Below are 22,614 nucleotides of genomic sequence, written 5' to 3'. Positions count from 1 at the left end.
CCCCCTCTCACATTAAAAATGAGAAAACTCTTTTACTTCTTTATTATATGAATTACTTTTTCCATTCTTTTTTAAGTTTTTGTAAAATTACATGTAAGAATATAAAATGAAACTTTATTCAGTAAAGGTCATCCATCACCGACTAATTATTAGTTAAACCAATCAGGCTTTTACAGGAATTAAGATCCCCACCTAACTTCTTTTCTCCAACTGAATTTTGAGGTGCGAACCTTACTGCCCGTTCATGCGGATAAATTCCCACATTTTAACACGGAACTTACTCATTTCTACGTGTAACACTTATAATACTGAAATTAAAGTATTCACTATCGAAGAAAAAGAGAAAATGTCATATTCCAAAGCCCAATACGATTAACCTTCTCAAATGATTCAACATTCTGTATACAATTGTCATATATTCTATCCGCTTCCATTTACCACACAAAGAAAAAAAGATTGAATTCTAATCTTTTTGTGATACCATATGTTATGAGCCTGTAAATAAACATCATAATTTTCAGATAAATATATTAAAAAAAAATTACGTTAGACTATAAAAGGGTGGGGTATTAATGGACTCACAAGTGATTTATGCCATCTTGGCATCTTTCATCACTGTACTCGTCGTTACTCCTTTAGTTATTAAGTTAGCTTTTAAAATAGGAGCAACAGATAAGCCAAACGCTCGTAAAGTGCATCAAAAGATTATGCCTCGTCTTGGCGGGTTAGCGATATTTATTGGTGTAGCTGTAGGATTTGTTGTCGGCGGCTTATACGAACAAAGAATGTTATCGATAACGCTAGGTGCGATTATCATTGTAATCATCGGTATTTTAGATGATATGTACGAGTTATCTGCGAAGGTAAAATTCGGTGGACAACTACTAGTTGCCATGATGATTGTAAAAAGTGGATTATTAGTGCAAGTATTATATATCCCAATCCTCGGGGATACTGAACTTGGATGGCTTGCTTATCCAATTACAGTATTTTGGATTGTAGGTATTACAAATGCAATCAACTTAATTGATGGCTTAGATGGGTTATCTGCTGGTATTTCATCTATCGTACTTGCAACGCTAGCATATATGGCCTTCACTAGCCCATGGGGCACTGGAGCCGCTATTATCTTACCACTAGCATTAATTACATTAGCAAGTACAATTGGATTTTTATTCTACAACTTCCATCCAGCAAGAATTTTCATGGGAGATACAGGCGCACTATTTTTAGGATACTGTATTTCTGTTATATCGTTACTTGGATTATACAAAAGTGTAACGTTATTCAGCTTTATCGTTCCAGTTATCATTTTGGGCGTACCTGTATTTGATACGACATTTGCAATTATCCGTCGTATCGTAAATAAAAAACCTATTTCAGCACCAGATAAATCGCATTTACATCACCGTTTACTTGCAATGGGCTTCTCTCATCGTAAAACGGTACTAATTATATACGCATTCGGTATTTTCTTTAGTGTAAATGCAATCATTTTCTCTAGTGCGACATTATGGTTATCCATTATTCTTCTTTTCGTTTTAATCTTCTTTACAGAAATCATTGCTGAAGTAATTGGGCTTGTACATGAACGTTACAAACCACTTATTTCCTTTTATAAAAAAGTGAAAAAACGCGAAGACTAATTGTAGTATAGCCTTTACAATTATGAAATATTCAAATAGCATCCTCTTTCTTATAAGAGGATGCTATTTTTTATTTTTTACTCCTCATTTCATATTTCCAAAATATAGATTGTTTGAGAGCTCCACTATTGGAGAAAGATATACATAATAAGAAAAGGATTATATTTTCTTTTTTACATCTTGATTGTCAAACTGAGGGTGAATGTTATGATCAAGCAAGTATTTCAATACGTTATTTTATTTTTAACAATTACTATGTACGCGTCATCTCATGCAGGAGCAACTACAATGACCCCTGCTGAACATCATCCAAATACTGAAACTACCTCTCCTATCCAAAAAATCGCGTACTTAACATTTGATGACGGACCAAACAAATATACTACGCAAATTTTAAACATCTTAAAGGAAAAGAACGGAAAAGCAACTTTCTTTGTTATTGGTGGAAAAGTACCACATTATAAAAAAACAATGCAACGATTAATTAAAGAGGGGCATTATATCGGACTTCACAGTATGTCACACGATGTAAAACGCCTTTACACTGGTGATCCATCCACTTTAATTACAGAAATGGAACAAACACAAAATATTGTTCAGCAAGTTACAAAATTAAATACACATCTCGTTCGTGTCCCGTATGGTAGCATGCCTTACTTAAAAAAGAATTACCGTGATGCACTTGTATCCGCCCAGTATAAAATGTGGGATTGGACAATTGATACATATGATTGGAAAAGCTATGACAATCCTTCTGCCATACTAGAAAGAGTACGTAATCAAAGTGATGAACAAGTCGAAGTTATTTTAATGCACGATTCAAGTGTCACTGTACAAATACTGCCAAAAGTAATCGATTATTTACAGTCACAAGGATACAAACTTCTTCCCTATAATCCATCTTCTCACCTCGAAGTGAACTTTTGGAAAGACACAAGATTGTAACAGCTTTAGTGCCTATTTGCTAAAGCTGTTTTATTTTTCTCTTCCCACCCTTCCCATTTTTGTGTAAAATTTTAAATAGTGATGAAGTTTCGAGGTGAATAGAAATGAAACGAATAGATCTCATTTTTAACGCAATACAAGAAGGAAATTACACAGAAGGTGTAACCGCATCAGAACTCGCTACCCTGTTGCAACTAGATCGTGCCAATGTAAGTAGCGACTTAAACAAACTTGTAAAAGATAAACGTTTATTAAAAACAAATACGCGTCCTGTTCGTTTTTATATAGAAACGAACGCTTCATTGGAAACGCATTCAAAGGAAATGACTTCATTAGATACATTTGCAATTGAAAATACAAGCCTTAAAATCGCAATCGAAAAAGCGAAAGCTTCTATTCTCTATCCTCCAAACGGTATGCATACTTTACTGCTAGGAGAAACAGGGGTCGGAAAATCTATGTTCGCTTCTTTAATGCACGAATATGCAATTGAAGTTGAACAGCTTCCTAAAAATGCACCATTTATCGTCTTTAACTGTGCCGATTACGCAAATAATCCACAGCTACTACTCGGGCAGTTATTTGGGATTAAAAAAGGAGCTTATACAGGGGCAAGTGATCAAAAAGGGTTAATTGAAAAAGCACATGAAGGGATCCTTTTCTTAGATGAAGTACATCGCCTTCCTCCAGAGGGACAAGAAATGCTTTTCACCTTTATTGACCGCGGGGTATACCGCCGCCTTGGAGAAACAGAAAACGAGCGTAAAGCACAAGTATTAATCATTACTGCAACAACAGAAGAACCAAATTCATTTTTATTAAAAACATTTACAAGACGTATACCAATGACTGTTACGCTGCCACCACTTCGTGAGCGTACACATAAAGAACGATTTGCTTTACTGCAACTATTTTTCACAAATGAAGCAATCCGTCTGCGAAAAGAAATTCACGTTAGTCCGAATGCAATGCGCGCTTTCGTCTTTTACAATTGTCCCAATAACATCGGGCAATTAAAAACGGATGTACAAATTGCCTGTGCGAAAGCCTACTCTGAGTTTGTGACAAAGAAACGTGATTCTGTCTATGTTTCAAGTACAGATTTACCTTGGTATATGAAAGAAGGGCTATTCATTGAAAGAAAGAGCCGTCATCTATACCAAATACCAAATGAAACATTTGTATTTACAGGTGATGAAGGTTGGAGTAATCATAAAACAGAAAATGAAAAACAGTCTTCTATTTACGATTATATTGATTATAAATACGAAGAACTTCAAGCTCGCGGTATTGAAGAAGACGAATTAGAATTACTAATAGAAAATGATATTCAAAGCTTTTTCGTACAATATTTTAACCAAATTTCTAAAAAAACAAGTCATGAAAATGTTTTTAAAATTGTGGATCGTAATATCGTTTCCGTATGTGAAAGAATTGCGGAACTTGCTGAAAAGCATTTATCTAAGACGTTTGATGAAAAAGTATTTCTCGCTTTAAGCTTACATGTACAGACAACTCTACAACGTTTGCAAGCTGGGAAACAAATTCATCACCCACAATTAAATCAAATTCGTACGAAATATAAAGACGCTTTTTCCGTAGCTATGCAATGCATTCAACTACTGGAGGACGAATTACAAATAACAATGCCTATTGATGAAGCAGGCTTTTTAACAATGTTCTTCGTTGTTGATCCAATTCCTGCCTCACAAACAGAAGTAAAAGTATTAATATTAGCGCACGGCAACGGCATCGCAACAGAAATGGCAAACGTCGCAAACGAACTGCTCGGCATTGAGGAAGTAACCGGTATCGATATGCCGTTACATGAATCGCCGAAAGATTTCTTAGAGCGTGTGAAAGTGTATATGAAAACACTCCAAAATGTAAATGGACTTCTCTTACTCGTTGATATGGGCTCGCTCGCTTATATTGGTGATATATTAGAAACTGAGTTCAAAATTCCGGTACGTGTTCTTTCCATGACAAGCACTCCACATGCACTAGAAGCAGCTCGAAAAGCTCAACTTGGCTACTCGTTAGATGCATTATATGAAACAGTGAAGAACTTAACACCGTTTTACTTAAACGTACAAGAAGAAAAGAAAAAGCCACTATCACCAATGAAGTCTGTTATTTTAACAGCTTGTTTAACTGGGGAAGGCAGTGCTTTAGCTATTCAAAAAATGTTAGAGAACTATTTGCGATTTGACAAAGACTTAATTGAAATTATTCCAATTAGTATCGTCCATGAAAAAGATTTAACGAAAATGATTGAGAACATAAAAAAAGAGCGGAATATCATTTGTATCGTCACAAATTTCGATGTGCAGGTGCCATGCTTAACATATCATTTCCAAGACATTGTAAACTACACAGCGATTCAGCCAATTCAAGAATTAATTACGTATGAAGAAACATATGCAAAAATGGCTGATATTCTGGAACAACAAATGCAGCGGAACGACGGAGCATTACTTATTAAAACAATTCGTTACGCATTAAATACAATTCAAGAATTAATTTCCTTACAGCTAACTCCTGACAGCTTAATGGGTGTGATTCTGCATATGAGCTGTATGGTTGACCGTCTTCAAAAAGGAGAAAGCCTCCTTCCTCATCCAGATAAAGAGAAACGAAGACAAGATGAGTACTGGATGTATATGAAAGTAAACAAAGCATTACAACCAATTGAAAATACATTTGAAATACAAATACCTGATGATGAAGTGTTTTATATCATGGACTTCTTCATTAAAAATCAGCCTGTAAAAAATTAATCGAAGCAGTTTTTTAAATATATCGACCGTAACGCGAATTATATTAGCGATTTTCATAATATATAGATTTACCGATAATAACCGCTAAAATTTGCACCTTATAGAAAAAAGGCTGTTCCAAAATTGATATGCTCCCCTTAAGGTAGACAGATTAAAAAATAAAAATCTGTTTGATCTTAAGGGGAGTTTTTTTGATGTCCAAAAAACGGTATCTTCCTGAATTTAAGCTAGAGCTATTGCTTGCTTATAGAAAAGGAAATTATACAATTACAGAACTTTGTAAGAAGCATCAAGTTACACAATATTCATTCAAGGAATGGATGAAGTGTTTTGAACAATACGGGATTGAAGGTCTACAAAAAAGCTCATCATGGAAACGATATTCAAAGGAAGTCAAAGAAACAGCGATTATGGAGTATTTATCAGGGGAATATTCTCAATATGAAATTATTAGAAGACATGAAATCTCAAGTAGATCCGTTCTCCAGCGATGGATAAAAGATTATAATAGTCATAGAGAGTTGAAAGAGACGCCGAAAGGGAAGATGCGATCTATGACGAAAAAGAGAATAACTTCTTGGGAGGAACGAATTCAAATCGTCCTATCCTGTTTAGAAAACGATAAAAATTTTCAAATGACAGCTGAAACATATGATGTTTCTTACCAACAGGTCTATCAATGGGTTAAAAAATATAACAATGGCGGAGACGAAGCATTAAAAGATAGACGTGGAAGAAAGAAGGAAGAACAAGAACTTTCACCAGAAGAAAAAGTAAAGTTAGAAATGAAAAATCTTGAAAGAGAGAATGAACGGTTACGAGCCGAAAATGCATTCTTAAAAAAGTTAGAAGAACTCGAGAGGAGGCGTTAAATCAAGTACGTTTTGAAAATAAATATGTCGCAATTCAAGAACTTCATAAAGAAAAAAATATGACAATTTCACTACTCTGTAAAATCGCTGGCATTACACGTGCAGCATATTATAAGTGGATAAATCGTAAACCTTCAGTTAGAGAAATAGAAAATAAAAAAATCATAGAAGAAATACAAACTCTTCACGAGAAATTAAACGGGATCTATGGCTATCGTCGAATGGTGTTAAATATGAATCGCCTATTCGGTCAAACCTTCAATCACAAACGTATTTATCGTTTGATGAAGATAGCTGGATTACAATCTATCATTCGTAGAAAGAGAAAGCGTTACAAAAACACCACTCCACAACATGTCACACAAAACGTATTAAATCGTGAGTTTCAAGCAAATAGGCCAAATGAAAAGTGGGTAACGGACGTGACAGAATTCAAGTACAGCTCATCTAAGAAGGCTTATTTAAGTGCGATTCTTGATTTGTATGACGGTTCCATCGTCAGCTACGTTCTAGGACATTCTAACAATAATCAACTTGTATTTAAAACCTTTGATCAAGCACCAGTTCGTTCACCTAAGGATGAACTTCTTCTGCATAGCGATCGTGGTTTTCAATATACTTCCCATGGATTCAAGCACCGTGTAGATAAAACAGGCATAGTCCATAGTATGTCACGTGTTGGTAGATGCATTGATAATGGGCCAATGGAGTCTTTTTGGGGAACGATTAAGTGCGAGAAATATTACTTACATAAATACGATACGTTTGAGGAACTAAATCAAGCGGTAGATGAGTACATTCAATTTTATAATTATGACCGATTCCAAAAACGACTAAACGGCCTCAGCCCCATGGAATATAGGGCTGAAGCCGCTTAGGATGTTTTTATTATTTCCACTGTCTACTTGACGGGGGGCTGTTCAAATATGGACAGCCTTTTTTCTACTTCTTTACTTTTCTGATTCTCCCCCTGATTTCGCCCTTCTTATTCGACTTCGTATAAACATTTACATATACATTCGCCTGAATGATTTCTTGAAGTAGGCTATCAAACGCTCTTCCCTGTAAAGGACCTTCAAAATCTTCCACATTGACTACACCGGTCACGACTCCTTCATTTACACTAATCCCTTGCTTTATTGGACCAAACAAATTTAAAACCACTGGACCAATTTGATCCGCTTTTCCTAAATGAATTTGGCATGATGTAACTTTTTCGATGTTTTTCAATATGATCCGATATTGTAATTTCTTTAAATCATCACTAAATATAAACTCTGTTACACCATAAGCTTCTGTATTTACAGGAGGTATTTCCCTCTTCCCTGTTAACCTCGCAAAGAAATGTGTTGTCATACGGGCATTCTCCTCATATAAATTTCCCAGCACTACTTCTACTACTTTATGGTTTATACATAATCATTTATGACTTTTTCAAGTTTTAATTACGAAGAAAAGATTCACACAATCTTTACATTAGAATCGTTCCTTTTTCTTTACTACCTCTTGTATAATGCACGTAGAAAAGCATTCTAGGAGGTAGTTTTGAAAAATAACAAATACACTTTCCACACATTATTAGAGATTTTTCTCGTCTCATTTAAATTAGGACTTACTTCATTTGGGGGCCCTGTCGCCCATCTTGGCTATTTCCACCATGAATACATACAAAAAAGAAAATGGATGGATGAACGAAGCTATGGAGATTTAGTAGCACTATGTCAATTCCTTCCTGGTCCTGCTAGCAGTCAAGTCGGTATGGGGGTTGGATTATTAAGAGGCGGGGTATTAGGAGCTATTATTTCATGGATTGGATTCACTTTACCGTCTGTGCTTGTTTTAGTTTTCTTCGCCTCATTCCTTAATCAATTCGACCTTGGAAGTGCTGGCTGGATTCATGGACTAAAACTTGTAGCCGTCGCCATTGTTGCTCATGCCATATGGGGAATGGCGCAAAAATTAACGCCAGACCGAAATCGTGCGACGATTGCTATTGTAACTGCCGCAATCGCCTTATTATGGCCAAGTAGCTGGACACAAGTCATTCTCATTATAGTATCTGGCTTTATCGGCTGGTTTTTATATCGCAACCAACCAATTAGTCAATCTCAACATATAAAAGTACCTATTTCAAAAACGATAGCAGTTTCTTGTCTCATCTTATTCTTCGGACTATTACTGTTGCTACCAATATTAAGACCGTTCTCATATTACATCGCTTTATTTGATAGTTTCTATCGCTCTGGCGCACTTGTATTTGGAGGCGGACACGTCGTGCTACCCCTTCTTGAAGGTGAGTTCGTACAAAACGGAATGATGACGAAAGAACAGTTCCTAGCTGGATACGGATTAACACAAGCCGTACCAGGTCCACTATTTACATTCGCTTCTTATATAGGAGCTGTATTAAACGGGACGCTTGGGGCAATACTCGCAACAATTGCGATCTTTCTTCCTGCTTTCTTGCTCGTTATTGGTGTTTTACCATTTTGGGACAGTGTGAGAAAAATCTCTTACATACAAGGTGCACTACTTGGAGTCAATGCAGCTGTTGTCGGTATTTTATTAGCGGCTTTTTATGATCCAATTTGGACAAGCACAATTATGAACGCTGTAGATTTTGTTTTTGCATCTCTTCTATTTTGCTTGCTCGCTTTTTGGAAAACACCACCTTGGGTTATCGTTATACTCGGAGCCTTTGGCGGATATATCCTATCGATTTTGTAAATACAAAAAACGACGGCATTATGTAGCCGTCGTTTTTTTATTAAAACTTCACAAGCTCTATTCCGTCAGGCAACTCGCTCTCTGTTAAAATACGCAATTCTTTCACACGATCCATTACGTAAGAAGAACGCTTCACAAGCTCTGGATCAATATACGCTGGATGAACCATAATTTCTACCGTTTGTTCACCTTGTACTCTTTCTTTTAACTTCACAAAGTAATCTTCCGTCACACCATCTGCGTAAAAATCACTATAAAACACATTTGAAAATGGACGCACCGCTCGGTCTTCTTCACAACGACGAATTGGAACATTATATGTAGCAGCTAATCTCTCAAGAACATCGTGCAAGATCGGTAACCCATGCACGTGATGATGACTATCTAAATGAGTTGGTTTTAATCCGTAAGATAAGAATTTCTCAATTTGAGCAGTCCACTCTCTCTCAACTTCCTCTGGATTTACCTTCCCTTCCCATACGACGCTTTGTTTATGAAACAATCCATCGCTATTTACAAGTGATGGTACGTCTCCAAGAAGAGGTTCCCCTGCCGTTAATACGAGATGTACGCCTACTCCGAGTAGGTTATATTCTTTGGCTAAGCGTACCGCATGCTCTGTTCCTGGCATATTCATCATCATCGTCGTTGAATTTACAAGTCCATTTATATGTCCATCAATAATACCGTAATTTGTACCTTCTGTAAGACCGAAATCATCTGCGTTTACAATTAACTTAATCATCGTAATACCTCCTAATAGAATAAAAAAAGCGGGCTAAATAGCGCCGCTTTATTTCTCTACCTTTTTGAAGAACTGCGGAAGATATTCTTTATGTGCTTCCAACATTTCATCTAAAATTTGTTTTGCAACTTTATCTGATGGTACAAGTGGATTAATTGTCATAGCAAGCAGCGCTTTATGATAATCTCCTGTAACAGCAGCTTCAATTGTTGTGCGCTCAAATGATTTAATTTGTTGTACTAAACCGCGAACTGGTACGGGAAGATCTCCAACTGCAATTGGTTTTGGACCTTCTTTCGTAATAATACAGTTCACTTCAACAGCAGAGTCATGTGGCAAGCTTGCAATTGTTCCGTTGTTTCGTGTATTAACAGGCTGGATATCACCTTTATTATTGTAAATAGACGTAATTAAGCTACATGCTGCGTCACTATAATAAGCGCCGCCACGTTTTTCTAATTGTGGTGGTTTAATATCTAAGTTCGGGTCTTTATATAGCTCGAATAAATCGTCTTCTAACTGTTTCACTACCTCTGCACGTGTACCTTTTTCAATCGAAGCTTCTTTCTCTTCTTCTAGCATTTCACGTGTTTTGTAGTAATAGCGATGGTATGGACATGGAATTGCACGAAGGCCGCGAATAAAGTCTGGCTCCCAGTTAAGCGCTGCAATATTTTCCATCGTAATTTGCTTTTCTGGATCTGTTACAAGCTCTAACACACGATCCATTACACTTACGCCATCTAAATATACGTCTAGTCCGTATACCATATGATTTAAACCTGCGAAGTCAACGTGGACACGACTTGCATCTACTTCAAGTAATCTTGCAAGACCCATACGGATTCCGATTGGAACGTTACATAGACCAACTACTCTTTGAATATTTGTATAACGAAGCACAGCTTCTGTTACCATACCAGCTGGGTTTGCGAAGTTAATTAACCATGCATTCGGACAAAGCTCCTCCATATCCTTACAAATATCTAAAATAACAGGAATCGTTCTCAGTGCTTTGAATAAACCACCAGGACCATTCGTTTCCTGACCGATTACATCATATTTTAACGGGATTGCTTCATCTTTTGCACGTGCTTCTAATAAACCTACGCGAAGCTGCGTTGTTACGAAATCAGCATCCTTTAATGCCTCGCGGCGATCAAGTGTTAAATGTACCTCGATTGGTAAACCAGATTTTTTCACCATACGTTTCGCTAAGTTACCAACGATTTCTAACTTTTCTTTTCCTGCCTCAATGTCTACTAACCAAATTTCACGAACAGGAAGCTCATCATATCGTTTAATAAATCCTTCAATTAACTCTGGTGTATAACTAGATCCACCGCCGATTGTAGCAATTTTAATTCCAGTCATGCTTTATTCCCCTTTCGCTTCTAACTTTTTATAAAGGTCAATAAATTCTGCTGCTAATTCTTTTACTGTAATCGCATTCATTAAATGATCTTGTGCGTGAATTAAAAGAACACTAATCTCTGTTTTTTCTCCTCTTGCTTCTGATTGTATGAGCTCTGTTTGGAAATGATGCGCTTCATTAATCGCTTCTTTCGCCTTTACCATCGCTTCATCAGCCTCTGCCATTTTCCCCTGTTTGGCAAATTGAAGTGCCTCCATCGCAAAGCTTCGTGCATTACCACTATTTAAAATTAATTGGAATGGAATTTGTTCTGCTGTAGTCATCATAATTACCGCCCTCTCTATTATGGTTCAACCGATTTACATACCCCTTCAGTTTGAACATGTCTATTAAATTATTATTTTATGAATGATAGTTTGGTGTTCTTGAAGATGAGTCTCATCTTTTTGAACATGATATAAAGGTAATTGTTCTCACAGACAATATTGTCTGTGAGAACAATCTCTATGTTACATAGGTACAGAGTTGTTATTTCCTTGCGCTGCTGCTTTTTCAGTACGAACAACTGAACGGTCAGATAATACAACGAATGGATAGTAGATTACCATCGCAATTACAAAGTTGAATAACTGTAGAATTGCACCTGAAAGATGCCCACCTGTTACAAGATAACCACTAATAATTGGTGGTGTTGCCCATGGAATCATCACAACTGTTTTTGGTACCCAGCCAATAGATATAGCTGTATAAGAAGTAATTACTAATACAATTGGTGTTATGATAAACGGTAAGAATAAAATTGGATTTAAAATAATTGGTGTACCAAAGATTACTGGTTCGTTAATGTTGAATGCACCTGGTCCAATTGATAAGCGAGAGACACCGCGTAATTGTGCACTTTTTGCTACAAGTAATACAACTACTAAGAACGCTAATGTTGCACCAGAACCACCAAGATATACGAAAGTATCAAAGAATGGTTTTGTAACAATGTTTGGAACATCAAATGCAGATGTACCACCTTGGAATAACTTCATGTTTTTCTCTAATGCCGGTAAGTATAATGGCTCAATAATACCACCAACGATATTTGGCCCATGTAAACCGAAGAACCAAAGAAGATGAACAAGGAGTACAATGACAATGGCACTTGGTAATGTCCCTGCTAAACTTTGCAGTGGTGATTGAATCGTATTAAAGATAAATTCATGAACACTTGTACCAGCTAATTTCACTGCTAATTGAATACCTGCAACTACTGTTAAGATAACAAATGCTGGAACTATAGCTGCGAAAGATCTTAAAACTGCCGGTGGTACTCCATCAGGCATTTTAAAAGTAATGTTTCTTTGTACGAAGAAACGGAATACTTCAGTAACAAGGAGTGCCACAATAATTGCTACGAATAACCCTTGTGCACCTGTCCAAGCTAAGTTCAATCCGCCTTCTTTCGGTGTTGTTGGCGTAAGAATAATTAACGCACCAAATGAAATAATACCTGCTGACAAACCATCAACGCCGTAAGATTTTGCTAAGTTATAACTTGTTGTAAATGCTATGATTAGTGCTAGAATCGCGAAAGAACCAGTCCACATTCCACCGCCAACTTGTTTCCACGTTTCACCAAACAAACCTTTCATGAAATCTTGGAAAGCTTCAGACGGAAAACCATTAATTAGTGATGCCAGTGCACCAACTAAAATAAGTGGCATAACTGCGATAAATCCGTCACGGATCGCAGCTAAATGACGTTGCGACCCGATTTTACCAGCGACAGGAACAATATATTTCTCCATAAATGCAATAAATTTTTGCATTTCGCTTCCCCCTAATTATTTTTTAAGTGTTAACGCGTGATCTAAAACTGCTTCTCCATTCATCATGCCGTAGTGCATTGGATTGATAACGTCGATTCCAATGTTTCTCTCATCAGCAAGCGTTTTCATTGAAGAAAGCATGTAACGAACTTGTGGTCCTAGTAATAATACATCTGCTTGATCGATATTTGTTTTTACTGCATCCCCAGATACAGCCCAAATCTTTCCTTCTAGACCGCGAGCTTTTGCAGCCGCTTCCATTTTTGTAACTAGTAAACTTGTAGACATCCCTGCTGAGCAACATAATAAAATATTCATTTGAAAATCCCCCTTGTGTAGTATAAAAAATTTATGTTTATTTATTTTTCTTTACGCTATTTATTAATGCAATTAGCGTGCCAACTTTTTAAAACCACTAAAATCAGCACTTTTTCGACTGTTTTCTTTGTGTGTTAACGCTTTCAATTAGTGTGTCCCCCAAAAAACACACAGTGTGTTATAAAACAACACGCTTTTAACACATAACTGTATGAAAATAGATTAGTGTTTAGTTGTCTAGTTGTATTTAAAACAAAAAAACACTAAAAAAATTTTTCACGCGTGAAAATCTAGTAAAAATAAACCTCTCTTGAACACACTCTTCTATCTATTGTCCAAGCCAACTCTACTAAATTACATAGAATAGAATAAAATAACACAATTCGAAAGGGGATTCCTATGCCAAAACATAGAAAACAGAACAAAATAAAGATTTATAGAATAACAAGCTATAAAAAAGACAAGCGCTCTGAATTAGACTATGACAAATTTGAACTAGAACCGCAGGAAATAGAAAACAAACAGGACAAACAAGATAAACAAGTACAATCGGAAAATGTAATCATAGTACCCACAAATTCACACAGCTTAGATATATGGGATGAAATTTCTCTAAAAGAAATACAAGCTGGTGAGCATACAAATTTATTTGCAGAACAAAGTAATTATCAAAATATTACTTTGTTACAAGTAAGCGATGTCCGTTTATATTTGGACAAGCAATTACAATTTAGTTCCATCGATGAGCAAATTTATCATGAAGCACTTGTTCATCCAATTATGTCAAAGGTAATTGATCCAAAACGTGTTCTTATATTAGGTGGTGGCGATGGTCTTGCCCTGCGAGAAGTTTTAAAATATGAAACTGTGCTACATGTAGATCTTGTTGATTTAGATGGATCGATGATTGATATGGCTCGTAATGTTCCTGAATTAGTTTCTTTGAACAAAAGTGCATTTTTTGATAATCGTGTAAATACACACGTATGTGATGCAAAAGAATTTTTAAACTCTCCTTCCTCTTTATACGATGTCATCATTATTGATTTTCCAGACCCAGCAACAGAGTTGTTAAGTACTTTATATACAAGCGAACTATTTGCTCGTATAGCTACATTCTTAACAGAAGGTGGAGCATTCGTCTGCCAATCTAATTCACCTGCTGATGCACCACTAGTATATTGGAGTATTGGTAACACAATTGAACATGCGGGATTAACTGTGAAAAGTTATCATACAATCGTTCCTTCTTTCGGAACTGACTGGGGATTTCATATTGCCGCTAATTCTGCCAATGTACTCAATCAAATTGAGCAATTATACGTAGTACCAACTCCTCGAACATTACCTTCTCTTCTTTCTCCTTTATTTCAATTTAAAGAAGAACATTTAGAACAACGTAATCTCGCTCTTCTAAACTCAGAATCGAATCTTATCCTACATCAATGTTACAAAAAGGAAATGGAGTTTTGACGATATTATAGTGAGGAGTGCTACCTTATGGAATACTCTACTTTCGGTAAGCATATAATAGTAGATTTATGGGGAGTGGACTTTTCTTTATTAGATGATGTTCACTTTTTAGAACATCATTTAGTTACCGCTGCTGATTGCTCTGGTGCCCATGTTTTAAATGTAAGTACAAAAGAATTCGATCCGCATGGCGTTACTATTTTAGTTTTACTATCTGAAAGCCACCTTTCTATTCACACTTATCCAGAAAAAAACTTTGCAGCCATTGACTGTTATACGTGCGGTACAACCGTTGAACCGCAAATAGCGATTGATTATATCGTAAATATATTAAAACCAAATGAGATGCATATAAAAAAACTAATTCGTGGTATAGGAGAGATTGTAAATACCGATTAAATATCACTCTTACTCATTTGTAAAAAGGAGGATTGCAAATACCATCAGTGGAACGAACACTCCACTGATGGTACAGACACATACATAAAAAAACCTTGCATACGCAAGGTTCATTCAGTCGCTGACATCTTCCTATATAATTCTACAAATTCACTCGCTAATTCCTTCACCGTAATCGCGTTCATTAAATGATCTTGCGCGTGCACCATTAGAAGAGTAACTTCGGTCTTTTCACCACCAGCTTCTTTCTGTATGAGCTCCGTTTGTACACGGTGCGCCTCTTTTAATTCCTCTAACGCTTCTTGTAATTTCGCTTCTGCTTCTGTAAACTCTCCACGCTTTGCACAATCAATTGCTTCCATTGAACAACTTCTCGCATTTCCCCCATGCAAAATTAAATGAAAAGCTTTCGTCTCTATCGTATCCATTTTAGTTCTTTACTCCCCCTTTTCTTCCGCTACCTTTTGTTTATCCCATATTTTTAAGAACGGTAAATAAATGAAGAATGCAAGCGCAAAGTTAACAAGTTGTAAAACAACGCCTGAAATTTTCCCGCCCGATCCTAAATATCCACTAAATAGAATTGGTGTCGTCCAAGGTACAGCAGCTCCACTCGGGCGAGCAACTAATCCCCATTCCATTGCAAAGTAAGAAACAATTGTTAACACAACTGGAACCAATATAAATGGAATTAATAAAATTGGGTTCATTACAATCGGCATACCAAAAGTTACCATCTCATTAATATTAAATATGCCAGGAGCAATTGACAATCTCCCTAAACTTTTTAATTGCTGACTTCGCGCAAATAGTAACATTCCTACAACTAAAGCAAGTGTTGCACCGGAACCGCCCATATAAATCCATAAATCAAAAAACTGTGCGGTAATCGTATTTGGTACATCTTGCCCTGCTTGAAAAGCAACTCGATTTTGATCCATTAACGATAACCAAACGGGGCTCATTACACCACCAACAATAGTAGCACCATGAATTCCACACGACCAAAGAACATGAACGAGAATAACTGCTATTATTGCGCCCCAGAGACTAGCACCAAGTACACTAAGTGGTTCCTGTAAAATTTGCCCTACAATATTATGGATACTGCCAAAAGAAGTATTTTCTATAATTAAGCGTAAAATCCAAATAACCGTTACAACAATAAATCCTGGAACAAGTGCCGCAAATGAACGCGTCACAGCTGGTGGAACTGTCTCTGGCATCTTTATAATTATCTTTTTTTGTACAATAAACCGATAAAGTTCAGTAGATATAAGTGCAATAATCATTGCTACAAACAACCCTTGGCTTCCCATTAATGCTGCTGGGATAGCACCTTCTACAAGTACACTCTCTTTTGTACTTGGTATAATATATGCGACTTGAAATGGTGTCGCAAGTAAAAACGTCACAAGCGACAATGCCCCAGATGCTAAAGCATCCACTTTATAATACTCCCCAAGCCTGTAAGCGATTCCAAAAACAGCTATTAAAGCCATTATATTAAAAGTTGCACTAACTGGATACCCCAAAGCCCTCTGCCAATTCTCCCCAAACAAACCTGCCATAAAATCATTGTATCCTGGTATTGGTAAAGCACTAATAATAAGAAAAAATGATCCAATAATTAAGAACGGCATCGTCAAAATAATCCCATCACGAATTGCTTGCAAATGCCTCTGTTCTGCAACCTTCCCCGCTAATGGCATTACATATTTCTCTAAAAACTGTATCATCTATCCCACTCTCCTCATTGTTTCATGGACAAAGCTGCTTGTAAGATAGCCTCTCCATTACAAAGTCCGTAATGGACGGATTGAATGACATCAACAGGTATTCCCTTCTCCTTACATAATTCTTTCATTTTCGGTAATAAATAACGTACTTGCGGTCCAAGTAAAAGTACATCAGCTTCATCTATGTGACTATTTACTTCAGAACCTGATACAGCCCAAATCTTTACCTCTATCCCTTTTGCCTCTGCTGCTTTCTCCATTTTTGTAACAATCAAACTGGAAGACATTCCCGCTGCACAGCAAAGTAAAATATTCATCCCTTTTCCCTCCCCCTTTTTCCAAACCTAAGTTACGGTGCATCCTTTGCCACCACTAGGTTACAAATATATATGTCTAGATTTCCTGCTGTATGCCGAGCTTAAAAACAAAAATTTCTCGGTTTTCACGCTATTCCATCTATCATTATTCTCCTAGTAAAGAGGACTCTAACTCGCTATAATAATTCAGTATGATTTTTTTAATTGATAGGAGGATATATTTATGAAGGCATATCGCTTTCCACTTATTTTATTATCTTCTATCCTAATTGGTGGTTTCATTGGTTATTTCATGGGTGCCGATGCAGTTGCTTTAAAGCCGCTTGGTGACATTTTCTTAAACTTAATGTTTACGATTGTTGTACCTCTAGTGTTCTTTAGCATCGCGTCATCTATTGCTAATATGGATGGATTAAAACGTTTCGGTAAAATTATGTCTAGTATGGCTGGGACTTTCTTATTTACAAGTATTTTAGCTGCTATTTTTATGATTATTGTCGTGAAAGTATTCCCGCCAGCACAAGGGGTTATATTAGAACTAACGCAGCCTGATAAAGCTGAAAAAGCTGTTAGTGTTGCGGATCAAATTGTTGGTATTATAACAGTATCTGATTTTTCGAAGTTACTATCTCGTGAAAATATGTTAGCTCTTATTTTCTTCTCTATTTTAATGGGGGTTGCAACTTCAGCAGTTGGTGAAAAAGGAAAGCCATTCGCTACATTCTTACAAGCTGGTGCAGAAATTTCAATGAAAGTTGTATCTTTCATTATGTACTACGCTCCAATCGGACTTGCTGCTTACTTCGCGGCATTAGTTGGTGAATTCGGACCACAACTTCTTGGAACTTACTTCCGAGCAGCAATGGTATACTATCCAGCGTCTCTCATTTACTTCTTTGTATTCTTCACGTTCTATGCCTACCTTGCGGGTCGCAAGCAAGGTGTACAAATTTTTTGGAAGAACATGGTCTCTCCTACAGTTACATCACTAGCAACTTGTAGTAGTGCTGCTAGTATTCCAGCGAACTTGGAAGCAACGAAGAAGATGGGTATCTCTTCTGACGTTCGTGAAACAGTTGTCCTTCTTGGATCTACACTTCATAAAGATGGATCTGTTTTAGGTGGCGTATTAAAAATTGCTTTCTTATTCGGTATTTTCAACATGGAATTCGAAGGACCGAAAACATTAGCAATCGCACTTGTTGTTTCTCTATTAGTAGGAACAGTAATGGGTGCTATTCCAGGCGGTGGTATGATTGGTGAAATGTTAATCGTTTCTCTATACGGCTTCCCGCCAGAAGCATTGCCAATTATCGCAGCCATTAGTACAATCATTGATCCTCCTGCAACAGTGTTAAACGTAACAGGAGATAACGCTTGTGCCGTAATGACAGCTCGCCTTGTAGAAGGTAAGAACTGGATCAAAAACAAATTTGCTTAATAAATAGAAAGAGGATGCTCGTTTGGAGCATCCTCTTTTTTTCGTTATTTGTTGATAAGTCGATATATTGAAAAAATCGTTGATATATTTGAAGTTATAATAGATATATCCGAAAAATCGTTGATATATTTGAAGTTATAACAGATATATCCGAAAAATCGTTGATATCTCCTTCCGCCACAAATTTGTTAAAATCTTCACAAACATTCCACATTCATTATCCATTTTCCGTACTATAATCATGTATGGAAAAGGAGATGGAAACAATGACACAAAGCGCACCAGAATTTAAAGTTTTGCAAAGCATTGCATTCCTTGCTGTCGTTTTGCAAAGTTCGTTATTATATACAATGAATCAAGGAAATGTTTTACTTGAGCAATCCCTCATTATGGGCATGCTATTCAACCTTGCAAAATTTTCGGCACCTGCATTCATATTTATCGTTGGATTTCATTTAATTCGTCACTATACGAAGCAATTAGTATACAAAGAATATATTTCTGAAAAAGCCGCACATTTACTCATTCCTTATTTCTTCTGGTCTATTCTTTACTTATTAACAACAAACGATATGATTACACTACAAAGCGGAATAAAAAGTTTATTACTCGGAACAGCCGCACCCCATCTTTGGTATGTGATTATGATGTTCCAAATTCATTTATTGTTCCCTTTACTGTGCACACTATTTTATTGGTTTCAAAAACGAACCGAAAATAAAAAAGACATATATAAATATATGACCATCTTTGCTTGTCTATATTTCTTATTAATGTGGTTTTCTTCTCACTACATTTTTAATGGAGAGAAATTGACTAGCTCAACCATTTTACATTATACAGATCGTTCCTTCTTCTTCTACTCGTTCTATTTCGTCATGGGAGGAATCGCTGCTGTCGCACTAAAAACTTGGCGTATATTTGTCATGAAACATATCCCGCTTATCACAATATTATTTTTTATCTTATTTTTATTCATCAATTATGAGTTGTTTAGTTTTTACGGAGCAAACTCTATTCATTTAACCGTTTCGACTTATTTAAAACCGTCTATGTTTCTATATATCGTATGCGAAATTATTATACTTTACGTGCTTTCTATTACAATCGTACAGCGACGCGGTTTTTTATATAAAGCTTTACGATTTATCGGGAATTACACGTACGGTGCTTATTTAGCTCACTTTTTCTTCTTGCAACTATGTACAAAATTTCTTTCTTTATTCACACTGCAAGAAAACACAATATTATATAGTCTATTATTATTTACAATAACGGCCACAATCTCAATTTCAGCAATGGTCATTTGCAGTACACTACCACTTCATACGTGGATTACAGGCCCTTCTCCTACGACGAATGTGAAATGGGCGAAGATTGTACTTCGAAAAAATCATGAAAAAGTATTCAAACCATATCTTTGATATAATAGAATTCCATACAAGAAAAGAAAGTAGGACACACCTATGATTAATCAAATTGGACAAATTATGTTATATGTAAATAATCAAGATGAAGCAGTACAATTTTGGACTGAGACAGTAGGATTCCAAATTATTGCGGAAGAAAATAACGGACAAGGGTTTCGCTGGATTGAAATTGCGCCAGCAAAAGAAGCAGGAACAAGCATCGTCCTTCACGATAAAGCGTTAATTGCGAAGATGCAACCTGAATTAAACTTAGGTACTCCTTCACTTATGTTCTTCGCTAATAACTTAGATCAACTGTATAAAGATCTTTCTGAGAAAGGTGTTACAGTTGGACAAGTTGTAGATTTACCTACTGGTAGAGCATTTAACTTTGCTGATCATGAAAACAATTACTTTGCGGTAATGGAGCGAAAATAAAAAAGAAGCTATCCGAAAAAATCGGATAGCTTCTTTCATTTTAAGAAACTTGTTCTGCATTCGTTTCCCTATGTTGTATATGACTCGTGATCCAAGAAATTCCGCCGGCAACAACGAGGTAACATAACAATATTAAAATTTGCATTTGTAATTGTGACCAATCTCCTAAAGAGATAACATCTTGTAATCCTCTAAGAGAATGGGACATTGGGAGAAACTGTCCAATTTTGCTAAGAACAGCTATATTTAATTCTCCTGGGAAAGTACCCCCGCTCGTTGCTAATTGCAGGACGAGAAGCGTTACTGCTAAGAACTTTCCAACAAGACCAAATACCGTTACTAGCATAAGAATAAATGTCATGAACGTAAAAGAAATAATGATACTTGATAAAACAAAGAGTGGCACACTTGCAACTTCTAATTTCATAACACCTAGCACAACCACATCCACTAATAACGCTTGAATAAGTCCAATTACATATACCAAGCCTAGTTTATTAATAAAATGTACTGTTCCGCTTACTTTCATATTTTGTCTACGACCAAGCGGTAAAATATTCGATGCCATAATTCCGCCAACATAAAATGCCAGTGATAAAAAGTATGGTGCAATGCCTGAACCGTAGTTAGGCACATCAGAAACTGTCGACTTCACTAATTGAACTGGCTCTGAGAACATCGTATTGCGTGCATCATCATTACGAACATCCGCTATCTTCTCTGCGCCCTCTCCCAATTTCGTAGAAAGTTCTTTCGCACCATCGTCAAGTTTAACAAGTCCGTTCGTTAACTTATCAGCACCATGATTCAGCTCTGTTCCGCCACTCACAAGGTGATTTACACCTTCTTGTAATGATGTAAATCCATTTCCCCATTTCGTAAATCCGCCAGCTACATTCGCAGCACCATCTGCTATCTTTTTCGTTCCAGCAGTAGCTTCGCTTAACTTAACTCCGAATGTATTCATACCTTCTTCAATCTTATTCTGACCGTCAGCAAGCTTCTTCGCACCTTGTGTCAATTGTTGTTGGCCACCATTTAAAGCGTTTGTTGCTTTAGCTAATCCATTAGAAGTAGCAATGATCTTTTGAAAAGCAGGGTCTTGCTGCACTTCCGGATGACTTTTCACGTACTCTTCTAATTGTTGTTTTACACTATTAGCTGCACCCTCAGCTTTTACTTGCCCTTCAGCAAGCTTCTCACTTCCGCTCACCCATTCATTTGTACCAGCACTTAATTCACTAACTCCTGATTGTAAAGTTTTTTCACCTTGTGCTAATAACTCCATACCACGATGAAGTGATGTCGATCCTTCACTCAGCTCATTCGCTCCCCCCGTTAAGGCAGATTGGCTAGAAGCAAGTTTTTCACTTCCCTCTTTCACTTTTGATGTCCCGTCACTTAAACGATGAATACCATCTGCAAGCTCATTTGCTCCATTTCTTGCATCTGTCGTTCCTTCATGTAACTTCTTAGCGCCATCACTTGCATCACTTAACCCTTGTGCCAAGTCTTGAAACTTTGAAAAGACACCTTCTGTATAAGATTTCGTAATACTATTTGAAATTTTTGTTTTCATATTTTCCACAGCTGTCGTTCCAATTTGAGCTGCTACAAAGTTTTTACCCGGATTTACTTTGTACTGAAGCTGCGCTGGCTCTGGTTTCTCATCCATAAGTGTACTTACCTTTTTAGAGAAATCCTCCGGAATCGTAACAACCATATAATACTTATCTTCTTTTAGCCCTTCATCAGCATTTTTTTCTGATACGAAATGAAAAGCTAGTTCCTTATTCTCTTTTAAATTTTTGACAAAATCTTCTCCTGCATGAATTGTTTTTTCATCCATCGCAGCACCCTTATCTAGATTCACAACCGCAACAGGTAATTTATCTAATCGTCCGTACGGATCCCAATATCCAGCTAAAAAGAATCCTGAATAAATTAACGGAACGATTAATAAAAAAATTAAAGCGATACGTCCATGTTTATGGTGCCACATCGCTTTCCAATCTTTAAATATAAGTTGAATTCCTTTCATGAAACATACTCCTCTTCTAATTTAACACCCTTCGAATGGTTTAACAGATTTACTATACACGTCACTTTCCATACTGTATAATACATCTTTAATTATCAATTCATTCCTTTTGGTCTATAGAAAGGAGAGTCA

Annotated in this window: 20 protein-coding genes; 10 read left to right on the top strand and 10 right to left on the bottom strand. The window is 36.6% G+C overall.

The annotated features are described in order from the left end of the window. Positions 1 to 572 precede the first annotated feature (572 nt). The 4 genes from ACUN0F_RS06960 to ACUN0F_RS06945 all read left to right on the top strand — a co-directional run bounded on the left by ACUN0F_RS06960 (position 573) and on the right by ACUN0F_RS06945 (position 7,121). Complete coding sequence (locus ACUN0F_RS06960) at positions 573 to 1,646, top strand: glycosyltransferase family 4 protein (RefSeq protein WP_000378316.1); 1,074 nt, start codon at positions 573 to 575, stop codon at positions 1,644 to 1,646. Between the two features lie 207 nt (positions 1,647 to 1,853). Beyond that, positions 1,854 to 2,591, top strand: a complete 738-nt coding sequence (locus ACUN0F_RS06955) for a polysaccharide deacetylase family protein (protein ID WP_000595619.1) — start codon at positions 1,854 to 1,856, stop codon at positions 2,589 to 2,591. Between the two features lie 104 nt (positions 2,592 to 2,695). Continuing rightward, positions 2,696 to 5,371 (top strand): sigma 54-interacting transcriptional regulator, encoded by a 2,676-nt coding sequence (locus tag ACUN0F_RS06950; protein ID WP_445539302.1) that lies wholly within the window; start codon positions 2,696 to 2,698, stop codon positions 5,369 to 5,371. A gap of 194 nt (positions 5,372 to 5,565) precedes the next feature. Beyond that, a protein-coding gene (locus tag ACUN0F_RS06945; protein WP_445539301.1) for an IS3 family transposase occupies positions 5,566 to 7,121 on the top strand; the annotation gives its coding sequence in 2 pieces (ribosomal slippage) (positions 5,566 to 6,199 and positions 6,199 to 7,121; 1,557 coding nt in all). Positions 7,122 to 7,185: 64 nt separating this feature from the next. Here the strand turns inward: ACUN0F_RS06945 and exsM are convergent. Then, a complete protein-coding gene (gene exsM, locus ACUN0F_RS06940; RefSeq protein WP_000207035.1) occupies positions 7,186 to 7,599 on the bottom strand; it encodes an exosporium regulatory protein ExsM in 414 nt (137 codons plus the stop codon). Positions 7,600 to 7,788: 189 nt separating this feature from the next. On the opposite strand from exsM, the gene ACUN0F_RS06935 reads away from it, so the two are divergent. Next, positions 7,789 to 8,970 carry a chromate transporter gene (locus ACUN0F_RS06935; RefSeq protein ID WP_046955563.1) on the top strand — a complete coding sequence of 394 codons (1,182 nt, stop codon included), beginning with the start codon at positions 7,789 to 7,791 and terminating at the stop codon, positions 8,968 to 8,970. 40 nt (positions 8,971 to 9,010) lie between these two features. On the opposite strand, the gene chbG is transcribed toward ACUN0F_RS06935, so the two are convergent. From chbG to ACUN0F_RS06910, 5 genes are all read right to left on the bottom strand, one after another. Beyond that, entirely contained in the window at positions 9,011 to 9,715 is a 705-nt protein-coding gene (chbG, locus tag ACUN0F_RS06930; protein WP_445539300.1) for a chitin disaccharide deacetylase, read from the bottom strand. A 48-nt stretch (positions 9,716 to 9,763) separates the two neighbouring features. Continuing rightward, positions 9,764 to 11,089 (bottom strand): 6-phospho-beta-glucosidase, encoded by a 1,326-nt coding sequence (gene celF / locus ACUN0F_RS06925; RefSeq protein ID WP_000145754.1) that lies wholly within the window; start codon positions 11,087 to 11,089, stop codon positions 9,764 to 9,766. 3 nt (positions 11,090 to 11,092) lie between these two features. Further along, positions 11,093 to 11,416, bottom strand: coding sequence for a PTS lactose/cellobiose transporter subunit IIA (locus ACUN0F_RS06920; RefSeq protein ID WP_000989050.1), 324 nt, complete (start codon positions 11,414 to 11,416; stop codon positions 11,093 to 11,095). Between the two features lie 183 nt (positions 11,417 to 11,599). Beyond that, positions 11,600 to 12,907, bottom strand: coding sequence for a PTS cellobiose transporter subunit IIC (gene celB, locus ACUN0F_RS06915; RefSeq protein ID WP_264461337.1), 1,308 nt, complete (start codon positions 12,905 to 12,907; stop codon positions 11,600 to 11,602). Between the two features lie 15 nt (positions 12,908 to 12,922). Beyond that, positions 12,923 to 13,225 carry a PTS sugar transporter subunit IIB gene (locus tag ACUN0F_RS06910; protein ID WP_445539299.1) on the bottom strand — a complete coding sequence of 101 codons (303 nt, stop codon included), beginning with the start codon at positions 13,223 to 13,225 and terminating at the stop codon, positions 12,923 to 12,925. Between the two features lie 399 nt (positions 13,226 to 13,624). On the opposite strand from ACUN0F_RS06910, the gene ACUN0F_RS06905 reads away from it, so the two are divergent. Together ACUN0F_RS06905 and speD are read left to right on the top strand one after the other, a co-directional pair. Then, positions 13,625 to 14,698, top strand: coding sequence for a polyamine aminopropyltransferase (locus ACUN0F_RS06905; protein WP_445539298.1), 1,074 nt, complete (start codon positions 13,625 to 13,627; stop codon positions 14,696 to 14,698). A gap of 27 nt (positions 14,699 to 14,725) precedes the next feature. Then, the gene (gene speD, locus ACUN0F_RS06900; protein ID WP_445539297.1) at positions 14,726 to 15,097 is read left to right on the top strand and encodes an adenosylmethionine decarboxylase; all 372 of its coding nucleotides are present in this window, start codon (positions 14,726 to 14,728) and stop codon (positions 15,095 to 15,097) included. 110 nt (positions 15,098 to 15,207) lie between these two features. On the opposite strand, the gene ACUN0F_RS06895 is transcribed toward speD, so the two are convergent. From ACUN0F_RS06895 to ACUN0F_RS06885, 3 genes are read right to left on the bottom strand one after another with little or no spacing between them, the layout of a single operon-like run. Next, positions 15,208 to 15,525, bottom strand: a complete 318-nt coding sequence (locus ACUN0F_RS06895) for a PTS lactose/cellobiose transporter subunit IIA (protein WP_000379644.1) — start codon at positions 15,523 to 15,525, stop codon at positions 15,208 to 15,210. 9 nt (positions 15,526 to 15,534) lie between these two features. Further along, the gene (celB, locus tag ACUN0F_RS06890) at positions 15,535 to 16,836 is read right to left on the bottom strand and encodes a PTS cellobiose transporter subunit IIC (RefSeq protein ID WP_000614052.1); all 1,302 of its coding nucleotides are present in this window, start codon (positions 16,834 to 16,836) and stop codon (positions 15,535 to 15,537) included. A 14-nt stretch (positions 16,837 to 16,850) separates the two neighbouring features. Further along, on the bottom strand, positions 16,851 to 17,153 hold the full coding sequence (locus tag ACUN0F_RS06885; protein WP_001023536.1) for a PTS sugar transporter subunit IIB: 303 nt from the start codon (positions 17,151 to 17,153) through the stop codon (positions 16,851 to 16,853). A gap of 223 nt (positions 17,154 to 17,376) precedes the next feature. Here ACUN0F_RS06885 and ACUN0F_RS06880 point away from each other — a divergent pair, with 223 nt between their 5' ends. The 3 genes from ACUN0F_RS06880 (at position 17,377) to ACUN0F_RS06870 (ending at position 20,441) form a co-directional block, all read left to right on the top strand. Then, entirely contained in the window at positions 17,377 to 18,594 is a 1,218-nt protein-coding gene (locus tag ACUN0F_RS06880) for a dicarboxylate/amino acid:cation symporter (protein WP_046955558.1), read from the top strand. A gap of 266 nt (positions 18,595 to 18,860) precedes the next feature. Next, positions 18,861 to 20,018 (top strand): acyltransferase, encoded by a 1,158-nt coding sequence (locus tag ACUN0F_RS06875; protein ID WP_445539296.1) that lies wholly within the window; start codon positions 18,861 to 18,863, stop codon positions 20,016 to 20,018. 42 nt (positions 20,019 to 20,060) lie between these two features. After that, positions 20,061 to 20,441, top strand: a complete 381-nt coding sequence (locus ACUN0F_RS06870; protein WP_063221823.1) for a VOC family protein — start codon at positions 20,061 to 20,063, stop codon at positions 20,439 to 20,441. Positions 20,442 to 20,481: 40 nt separating this feature from the next. Here the strand turns inward: ACUN0F_RS06870 and ACUN0F_RS06865 are convergent, their stop codons facing one another. Next, entirely contained in the window at positions 20,482 to 22,482 is a 2,001-nt protein-coding gene (locus ACUN0F_RS06865) for a YhgE/Pip family protein (protein ID WP_445539295.1), read from the bottom strand. Between the last annotated feature and the right edge of the window lie 132 nt (positions 22,483 to 22,614).

The organism is Bacillus sp. 1A, from assembly GCF_052682215.1.
Note: the sequence above shows the minus strand (reverse complement) of the source record. Positions and strands in the feature narration are given on the sequence as shown.